Genomic DNA, 9200 nt, shown 5'->3' with positions numbered 1-9200 from the left:
CCCCGCCGATGAAGGGATAGCCCTCCTTGTGGATCGGCGGGATCTGACGCTGGATCGAATCGAGAATGGACATCGGTATCTGCCGCTCGGGGTTAATGGCACGGGTCGTCGCGCGGGCCTGTTTAGGCCAGAGTTGGGACCGGAGACAAGGTCACTCCGCTGCCGCAGGCGCCGTCAGGGCGTCATCGACCGGCGGCGGCTCCCGGTTGGGGGCCTCGCTGGTATCGGCCATCTTGGCCAGTTTCTCGCGTGCCGCCTCGGCCTCACGCTGCCTGTTCCACATGCTGGCATAGAGACCGCCATGCGCGAGCAGCTGGCCATGGGTCCCCCGCTCGGCAATGCGGCCCTGGTCCAGCACGATGATCTCGTCGGCCCCGACGATGGTCGAAAGCCGGTGCGCGATCACCAGCGAGGTGCGGTTCTTCGCCACGCGGTCGAGCGCGCCCTGGATCTCGTGCTCGGTATGGGTATCCAGCGCCGAGGTCGCCTCGTCCAGCACCAGGATCGGCGGCGCTTTCAGGACGGTGCGCGCGATCGCGACGCGCTGCTTCTCGCCGCCGGACAGTTTGAGCCCGCGCTCGCCGACCTGGGTCTCGTAGCCCTTGGGCGCCATGCGGATGAAATGGTCGATCTGCGCCAGCTGCGCGGCCTCTTCGACTTCAGCGTCATCGGCGTCCCAGCGGCCGTAGCGGATGTTGTAGCGGATGGTGTCGTTGAACAGCACGGTGTCCTGCGGCACCATGCCAATGGACGCGCGCAGCGAATCCTGCGTCACCGCGCGGATGTCCTGGCCGTCGATCAGGATCTTGCCGCCGGAGACGTCATAGAGGCGGAACAGAAGGCGCGAGATGGTCGACTTGCCTGCGCCCGACGGGCCGACGATGGCAACGGTCTTGCCGGCCGGCACCTCGAAGCTGATGCCCTTGAGGATCGGGCGAGTCGGCTCATAGGCGAAGCGCACGTCCTCGAAGCGCACGGTGCCGGCGGAGATGACCAGCGGCATTGCATCGGGCGCGTCCTTGATCTCGGCCTCGCGGCCGATCACGCCGAACATCTTCTCGATGTCGATGATCGCCTGCTTGATCTCGCGATAGACCATGCCCATGAAGTTCAGCGGCTGGTAGAGCTGGATCATCATGGCGTTGACCAGCACGAAGTCGCCGACCGTGTTGGTGCCGTTGCGCACGCCGATCGCGCACATCAGCATGGTCGCGGTCAGCCCCAGCGTGAAGATCACGGCCTGGCCGGTGTTGAGCACCGCAAGCGAGGTGTAGGTGTGGACGCTCGCCTCCTCGTAGCGCGCGACCGACTTGTCGTAGCGCTGCGCCTCGCGGGCCTCGGCGCTGAAATACTTCACGGTCTCGTAGTTGAGCAGCGAGTCGATCGCCTTGGTGTTCGCCTCCGTGTCGGAATCGTTCATCCTGCGGCGGATGCCGATGCGCCACTCGGTCGCGATGTAGGTGTAGTACATGTAGAGCGTGACCGTGATCAGGGTGGCGACCACGTAACGCCAGTCGAACTGCCAGAGCAGCACGGCCATCAGCAGCGAGACCTCGACGATGGTCGGGATCAGCTGCAGGATCACCATGCGCACGATGACCTCAATGCCCTCGCGCCCGCGCTCGAGCACGCGCGTCAGGCCGCCGGTCTTGCGCTCGAGGTGGAAACGCAACGACAGCTCGTGCATGTGGACGAAGGTGATGGTGGCGAGCTTGCGCACCGCATGCATGGCCACGCGCGCGAAGATGCCGTCGCGCCATTGCGTCAGCAGCGCCATCAAAATGCGCATCGCACCGTAGCTCACGGTCAGCAACAGCGGCGAGGCGATCACCCAGAGGTGCCAATTGTCCGCCTGCACCGGCGCCGTGTTGGCGCCGGTCAGCGCGTCCGTCGCCCATTTGAAGCTGAACGGCACCGTCAGCGTAATCAGCTTGGCAGCGAGCAGCAGCACAAGCGACCACACCACGCGCATCTTCAGGTCGAAGCGGTCGCCCGGCCAGATATAGGGCCACAGATGCGCCAGCGTCCCCATCAGCGTCGCTCGCTCCGGTGGTCCGCCGGGAGGAGGATCGGGAACGTCGGCGCCGTCAAACGATTGAGGTTGGTCCATCAAAAAGCCTGAAAGCCCGCCGGATGCGGGCGTCGCTGCGATTAACGATTTTCGCACGTCATATAGAGCCTTCCCGATGCCAGCGCACCCCGCCAGATGGCGATTCTTTGATTGTTTGCCGTCGTTTACCAGTAGATTTCCGGGAGTATCGAATCACCGATTGGGCTTGACGCCTCTTCGCTGCAATGCATCATGGCACCAATGAGCACGATCAAAACTGTCTGTGTCTATTGCGGCTCCGGCCCCGGAACCAATCCCCGCTTCACCGAAGGCGCCAAGGCGTTCGGCAAGGCGCTCGCCGAGAACAACGTCCGGCTCGTCTATGGCGGCGGCTCGCTCGGCCTGATGGGCTCGGTCGCGACCTCCGTGCTCGATCACGGCGGCACCGTCACCGGCATCATCCCGGAATTCCTGCGGATGCGCGAGAACGCGCTGACACGCGTGCAGGAGATGATCGTCACCCCCGACATGCACGAGCGCAAGCGCTTGATGTTCGAGCGCTCCGACGCCTTCGTGGCGCTGCCCGGCGGCGTCGGCACGCTGGAAGAGCTGGTCGAGCAATTGACCTGGAAACAGCTCGGCCGTCACGCCAAGCCGGTGCTGCTCGCCAACATCGACAATTTCTGGGAGCCGCTGTTCTCGCTGCTGTCGCACATGCGGCAGACCGAGTTCATCCGCGCCGGCCTTTCGGTCGACATCCTCAAGGCCGATCGGGTCGAGGACATCTTGCCGAAGCTGAAGGCGGCCGCAGCCCAGATCGACGAGGCCGAGAAGAAGCTCGCCCCGGAAGTCGCGCGCAAGCTCTGACGTCCTACTCGCTCGGAAACGTCACCGCCTCGATCCGGTTACCATCGGGGTCGGTGACGAAGGCCGCGTAGTAGCGCACGCGATCATGCGGACGGATGCCGGGCGCACCGTCCGAAGCGCCGCCGGCGGACAGCGCTGCGGCGTGAAACGCATCGACCTCGCTTGTCGTCTTCGCCCGCAGGCAGATATGAACGCCGCTTTCGGGCGGCACGCGCGGCATGGCCTCGCGCAGATTGATCCAGAATTCCGGATAGGCCTTGCCGAAACCGACCGTGCGCGGCCGCGTGACGAGGCGCGAAAGGCCGAGGGCGGCTAGCGTTGCCTCGTAGAATTTCGCGGCGCGATCGAGATCGCTGACGCCGACGGAGATGTGGTCGATCATGCCGTGCTCCCTCCCCTCGCAATGACGGCGTTTGTGGCCACGCCGTCGCTTACGCCGGCGCGCCCGACTTCACGAGCTTGTAGATCACCGAATCCATCAGCGCCTGGAACGAGGCGTCGATGATGTTGGGGGAGACGCCGACCGTGGTCCAGCTGTCGCCGTTCTCGTCCTCGCTCTCGATCAGGACGCGCGTGACCGCGCCGGTGCCGCCGTTGAGGATGCGCACGCGGTAGTCGATCAGCTTCAGCCCCTCGATGTATCTCTGGTACTTGCCGAGGTCCTTGCGCATGGCGACGTCGAGCGCGTTGACGGGACCGTTGCCTTCGGCAGCCGAGATCAGATGCTCGCCGGCGACGTCGACCTTCACCACGGCCAAAGCGACGGTGACGCGTTCGCCATGCGAATTGTAGCGCTGCTCGACATTGACGTCGAACTGCTCGACCTCGAAATAATGCGGCACCTTGCCGAGCGTGCGGCGCGCCAACAGCTCGAACGAGGCGTTGGCGGATTCATAGGCGTAGCCGGCCGCCTCGCGCTCCTTCAATTCCTCGACGAGGCGTGTCAGCTTCGGATCGCTCTTCTCGTAGGGAATGCCGGCGCGGTCGAGCTCGGCGATGACGTTGGAACGTCCGGCCTGGTCCGAGACCAGGACCTTACGGTGGTTGCCGACCGTCTCCGGCAGCACGTGCTCGTAGGTCTGCGGGTCCTTCAGCACCGCGGACGCATGGATGCCGGTCTTGGTGACGAAGGCGCTCTCGCCGACATAGGCCGCATGCCGGTTCGGCACCCGGTTGAGCATGTCGTCGAGCGTGCGCGAGACCTTGACAAGCGTCGCCAGCTTCTCGGCCGTGACGCCGATCTCGAGGGCGTCCGAAAACTCCGGCTTCAGCTTCAGCGTGGGGATCAGTGAGCAGAGATTGGCGTTGCCGCAGCGCTCGCCAAGGCCGTTCAGCGTGCCCTGGATCTGCCGCGCGCCTGCCCGCACCGCGGCGAGAGAATTGGCCACCGCCTGCTCGGTGTCGTTATGGGCGTGGATGCCGACGTGGTCGCCAGGGATGTGTTTCGTCACTTCAGTGACGATGGCCTCGACCTCGTGCGGCATGGTGCCGCCATTGGTGTCGCACAGCACCACCCAGCGCGCGCCGGCCTCGAAGGCGGCCTTGGCGCAGGCGAGCGCGAAGCTCGCATCTTCCTTGTAGCCGTCGAAGAAATGCTCGCAGTCGAGCATGACCTCGCGACCGGCGGCCTTCGCGGCCGCGACGCTGTCGCGGATCGAGGCGAGGTTTTCTTCCTTCGTCGTCTCCAGCGCGACGCGCACCTGATAGGCGGATGCCTTCGCCACGAAGCAGATCGCGTCGGCCTTCGCTTCCAAAAGCCCGGCCACGCCGGGATCGTTCGAGACCGAGCGTCCGGCCCGTCGCGTCATGCCGAACGCGGTGAAGCGCGCATGGGCGAGCTTGGGCTTGCTGCCGAAGAACTCTGTGTCGAGCGGATTGGCGCCGGGATAGCCGCCTTCGACATAGTCGATGCCGAGGTCATCGAGCATCGCGGCGATGACCTGCTTGTCGGTCAGCGTGAAATCGACGCCGTTGGTCTGCGCGCCGTCGCGCAGCGTGGTGTCGAACAGATAAAGGCGCTCCTTGCTCATTGCGGCGCTCCGAGCGTCTTCTTCATGGTGGTGTTGGCGAGCCACTCGTCGTTAATCGTGATGCTGTTACGCTGCATGGCGACGTAGCCGCGCTTGGCGAAAAAACCCTGCGCGGTGTCGCTGGCATCGACCGAGAGGTTTTGCGCGCCGCGGCCGCCTGCAAGCTTTTCCAAAGCGTCGACCAGCAGGGTTGCGATGCCCTGCCCGCTGACGGCCGGATGCACGTAGAGCATGCGGATGTGGTCGGTACCGCGCAGCGAGGCAAAGCCAACCGGCGAACCATCGAGCGTCGCGATCAGCGTCAGGTCGGACGCGAGGTGCTTGCCGAACTCTTCGCTGTCCGCCGCCTCCATCCAGGCCTGTTGCTGCGCCTCACTATAGTCGTCGCCAGTCAGCTCCTCGATGCTGGCGGCGAAGATCGCAGCAAGAATTGGCACGTCCGCCGGCAGGAACGGCCGCAAGCCGGGCTTTGGCAAAGTCTGTCCCATCGTCCTCACCACATCCCATAAAGCTTAAGCACCAGCGCCACGGCACCAGCGAGCAGCGCGATCTTCAGCGCGATGTAATAGAGCCAGTGACGCGGGAAAGGCGTGTCGGGCCGTTTCATCGCGAAAACTCCCAGGTGGTGCCGTCCTTGGAGTCCTTGATCGCGACGCCCATTGCAGCAAGCAGATCGCGAATGCGGTCGGATTCCTTGAAGTCCTTGCGGCTACGGGCCGCCGTCCGCTCTGCGAGCAGGCGCTCGACCTCCTTGGCGTCGACGCCACTCGCCTGCTGCTTGCGGCCTTCCCACTGCGCGGCGCTCTCGGACAAGAAGCCGAGCAGGCGCAACGAGCCCGCCAGGGCACCCACGTCACCTCCACGCAGGCTGTGCAGCGCCGCGATCGCCAGCGGGGTGTTGAGATCGTCGAGCAGCGGCTCGACCACGGACGCAGCCGGCTCGCCGGGTGCGACGTCGGCCGCGACGCGATACCAGTCGTCGAGCGTCTTGGCGCTCTCCTCCAGCGACTTCATGGTCCAGTCGATCGGCGAGCGGTAGTGCGTCTTGAGCATGTTCAGGCGCAGCACCTCGCCAGGCCAATCCGCGAGCAGCTCATGGATGGTGATGAAGTTGCCGAGGCTCTTCGACATCTTCTCGCTTTCGACCTGCAGGAAGCCGTTGTGCATCCAATAGTTCGCCATGCGCTGCTGGTGGAAGGCGCAGCAGGTCTGCGCGACCTCGTTCTCGTGATGCGGAAACACGAGATCGATACCGCCGCCATGGATGTCGAAATGCTCGCCGAGATGCTTCCAGGCCATGGCCGAGCACTCGATGTGCCAGCCCGGACGCCCCTCGGCCTTGATACCGGCCGGTGACGGCCATGACGGCTCGCCCGGCTTGGACGGCTTCCACAGCACGAAATCGGTGGCATCGCGCTTGTAAGGCGCGACATCGACGCGGGCGCCGGCGATCATCTCGTCGAGCGATCGCTTCGACAGCGCACCGTAGCGGGGCAGCGAGGAATTGGCCGCGTTCATCGCCTGCGGCGAGAACAGCACATGGTCCTCGGCGGCATAGGCAAAGCCGCCCTTGATCAGCCGCTCGATGATCTCGCGCATCTCGGCGATATGCTCGGTCGCGCGCGGCTCGACGCTCGGCCGAAGCGCGCCGAGCGCGTCGACGTCGGCGTGAAACTGCCTGCCGGTCTGCTCGGTGACCTTGCGAATGGCCTCGTTCAGTGGCAGGCCCGGGAAATCGCGCGCTGCGCGGTCGTTGATCTTGTCGTCGACGTCGGTGATGTTGCGGACATATTTGACGTACGCCTCGCCATAGAGGTGGCGCAGCAGCCGAAACAGCAGGTCGAACACGATCACCGGCCGCGCATTGCCGATATGGGCGAAGTCATAGACGGTCGGCCCGCAGACATACATGCGGACGTTCTCCGCATCGAGCGGCGCGAAGATGCGTTTTTCCTTCGTCAGCGTATCGTAAAGGCGCAATTCCATATGGATACCCGTCGGCTGTTGGCCGGGCGTCCAGGGCTCTCAATGTTTTGAGAAAAGACGGCTCCAGCCAGCGAATCGCTAGCTCGTAATCTCGCGGCAAATGGCGCAAATGGCGAGGAGACCGTTCATGCGGCCACATATGGGCTATGAGGCGGCCCCGCGTCAAGGGAGCCGCGAAAATGCCGTTTTACGTCCGCAAAGCGCGCCGCCGCCGGGATCGTTCATGATCCTTAACTATTTGAGTCCATTCTGGAACCAGATTGTTCCTTTTTGCCTCCCGGTATTTTCATGCGATCCTTGCCCGCGCTCATTTTCAGCGCCGCGATTCTCGCGACATCCGGCGCCTGCGCCGAGACCCGCGTCTTCATCATCGCCAACCAGGCTGACGGCTACGGCGTCGATCAGTGCCTGGCCAAGGGCGAGAAATGCGGCGCCTCCGTCGCCCGCACCTACTGCCAGTCACGAGATTTTGCCCAGGCATCAAGCTATCGCCGGGTCGACCCCGACGAAATTACCGGCTCTGTCCCCAAATCCGGCGCAAACTGCTCCCATGGCCATTGCGACGAATATGTCGCAATCACTTGCCAGCGCTGAATTCGCTCGGAGCTGGCGCAGCTTAGGCCCGGTCCATTGGCCCCCAAAACGACGTGACGATGCCGCAGGAAGCGGCTATTGGGAGGGCGCGCTTCGGGGCCCAAATTGCTTCGGCGTCCAAGTCGCTTCGGCGTCCAAGTCGCTTCGGCGTCCAAGTCACTTCAGCGTCCAAGTCACATTGGGCCATGACCTCGCTAGAATGGCGGATATGCCTGAATTCCTATCCCTCTCCCGTGCTCGCTTGCTTCTTGCCTGTACCGTGCTCTTGAGCACGGCCGTGCTCGTCACCGGCGCTCTCGCGCAGGCCGGTCCGCCCGGACCGCCGCCTCAGCCCGGTCAGAACGGACTCGGGCCCAATCCGATGTGCGTGCGTTTGGAAGGCCAGCTCGCGGCGCTGGACCGCGGCGGCGGTGGTGACCCCGCGCGCGAAGACCAGATCCGCCGTTACCAGGATTCCCAGGCCAAGCAGCAGGCCGAACTCGACCGGGTCACCATGCAGGCCAAGCGCATGGGCTGCGATTCCTCCGGCTTCTTCTCGCTGTTCAACGGCCAGTCGGCCCAATGCGGACCGGTCAACACCCAGATCCAGCAGATGCGCGCCAATCTGGACCAGATCACCGGCAATCTCGAGCGCCTGCGCGGCGGCGGCGGCTTCAGCCCGGAGCGCGACAGTCAGCGCCGCTCGGTGCTGGTTGCGCTGGCGCAGAACAATTGCGGCCCGCAATATGCCAACGCCGTGCAGTCACAAGGCGGCGGCAACTTCCTCAGCAATCTGTTCGGCGGCAACAACGCGCCGCAAGGTGTGCCGCCGTCCGATCTCGGCCCGCCATCCGGCACCTACCGCACCGTGTGCGTGCGCACCTGCGACGGCGCCTATTTCCCGGTCTCGTTTGCAACGGTGCCGGCGCGCTTCCCCGACGACGAGAAGACCTGCAAGGCGCTCTGCCCGGCCGCGGAAGCTGTGCTCTACACCCATCGCAATCCCGGCGAAGACATGAACTCCGCGGTCTCGGTCAGCGGCCAGCCCTACACGGCGCTGCCGACCGCTTTCAAATTCCGCAGCGAGTTCAACCCGTCCTGCTCCTGCAAGGCCGCAGGACAGACCTGGGCGGACGCGCTGAAATCGGCCGACGACAAGGCGGCAGCCGAGCAGCAGGGCGATATCATCGTCACCGAGGAGAGCGCCAAGAAGATGCAGCAGCAGCGGCTCAACAAGGGCACGCCTGCGAACGCCAAGAAGGGCGCAGCCCCCGCGCCGACGACGGCGAATGCACCAGCCGCGACGCCGCCGGCAGATACCGGCACGGCAGCATCGAGTTCGGAGAGCAAGCCGATCCGCTCGGTCGGGCCGACCTTCCTGCCGCAGCAGCAGAAGTAAATCACCTTTTGCTCAACTGTCATGCCCCGCGACCCGGCTACGCCAAGGCTTCGCCGGGGTTTGAGATCTTGGCGCGCCGAAGCTTCAGCGTAGGCGGCAAGCGGGGCATCCAGTACTCCGTGTCGACACTTGGCTCGCACCGGCAGCGCCGCGGCGTACTGGATCATCCGCTTTCGCGAATGATGACAACAATCAATGGGCGCAATCGCCCGTCTCACTCACGCTCGCGGCTCCACGGGAAGAGATTGGCCGGAAAGTCCGCTGCGTAGCGCCTTCCCTTCGTGGGCGGCGGCGG

Annotated in this window: 8 protein-coding genes and 1 pseudogene; 3 read left to right on the top strand and 6 right to left on the bottom strand. The window is 64.7% G+C overall.

Going from position 1 to position 9200, the window contains the following annotated elements; all coding sequences use genetic code 11:
- A pseudogene (locus IC66_RS46030) lies at positions 1–73 on the bottom strand (phosphatidylserine decarboxylase); the annotation flags it as partial.
- 78 nt (positions 74–151) lie between these two features.
- Complete coding sequence (locus IC66_RS0100625) at positions 152–2110, bottom strand: ABCB family ABC transporter ATP-binding protein/permease (RefSeq protein ID WP_038946298.1); 1959 nt, start codon at positions 2108–2110, stop codon at positions 152–154.
- Positions 2111–2311: 201 nt separating this feature from the next.
- Between IC66_RS0100625 and IC66_RS0100620 the strand changes: the two genes are divergently transcribed.
- Positions 2312–2917, top strand: a complete 606-nt coding sequence (locus IC66_RS0100620; RefSeq protein ID WP_026202462.1) for a TIGR00730 family Rossman fold protein — start codon at positions 2312–2314, stop codon at positions 2915–2917.
- A 4-nt stretch (positions 2918–2921) separates the two neighbouring features.
- Here IC66_RS0100620 and IC66_RS0100615 read toward each other — a convergent pair whose 3' ends face one another.
- The 4 genes from IC66_RS0100615 to cysS all read right to left on the bottom strand — a co-directional run bounded on the left by IC66_RS0100615 (position 2922) and on the right by cysS (position 6933).
- A complete protein-coding gene (locus tag IC66_RS0100615) occupies positions 2922–3299 on the bottom strand; it encodes a VOC family protein (RefSeq protein ID WP_028145268.1) in 378 nt (125 codons plus the stop codon).
- A 49-nt stretch (positions 3300–3348) separates the two neighbouring features.
- On the bottom strand, positions 3349–4947 hold the full coding sequence (gene cimA / locus IC66_RS0100610; RefSeq protein ID WP_038946297.1) for a citramalate synthase: 1599 nt from the start codon (positions 4945–4947) through the stop codon (positions 3349–3351).
- A complete protein-coding gene (locus tag IC66_RS0100605) occupies positions 4944–5435 on the bottom strand; it encodes a GNAT family N-acetyltransferase (RefSeq protein ID WP_028145270.1) in 492 nt (163 codons plus the stop codon). Before IC66_RS0100605 ends, cimA begins: the two co-directional genes overlap by 4 nt.
- Positions 5436–5550: 115 nt before the next feature.
- The gene (cysS, locus tag IC66_RS0100595; RefSeq protein WP_038946296.1) at positions 5551–6933 is read right to left on the bottom strand and encodes a cysteine--tRNA ligase; all 1383 of its coding nucleotides are present in this window, start codon (positions 6931–6933) and stop codon (positions 5551–5553) included.
- Between the two features lie 288 nt (positions 6934–7221).
- On the opposite strand from cysS, the gene IC66_RS0100590 reads away from it, so the two are divergent.
- The gene (locus tag IC66_RS0100590) at positions 7222–7527 is read left to right on the top strand and encodes a hypothetical protein (protein WP_038946295.1); all 306 of its coding nucleotides are present in this window, start codon (positions 7222–7224) and stop codon (positions 7525–7527) included.
- 199 nt (positions 7528–7726) lie between these two features.
- Positions 7727–8905, top strand: coding sequence for a DUF2865 domain-containing protein (locus IC66_RS0100585; protein WP_038946294.1), 1179 nt, complete (start codon positions 7727–7729; stop codon positions 8903–8905).
- Positions 8906–9200 lie beyond the last annotated feature (295 nt).

It is taken from the genome of Bradyrhizobium genomosp. III (genome assembly GCF_000261705.1).
In the GTDB taxonomy this organism is placed as follows: Bacteria; Pseudomonadota; Alphaproteobacteria; order Rhizobiales; family Xanthobacteraceae; genus Bradyrhizobium; species Bradyrhizobium ottawaense.
The sequence above is the reverse complement of the archived record's forward strand: the minus strand, read 5'-3'. Positions and strand labels throughout refer to the sequence as shown.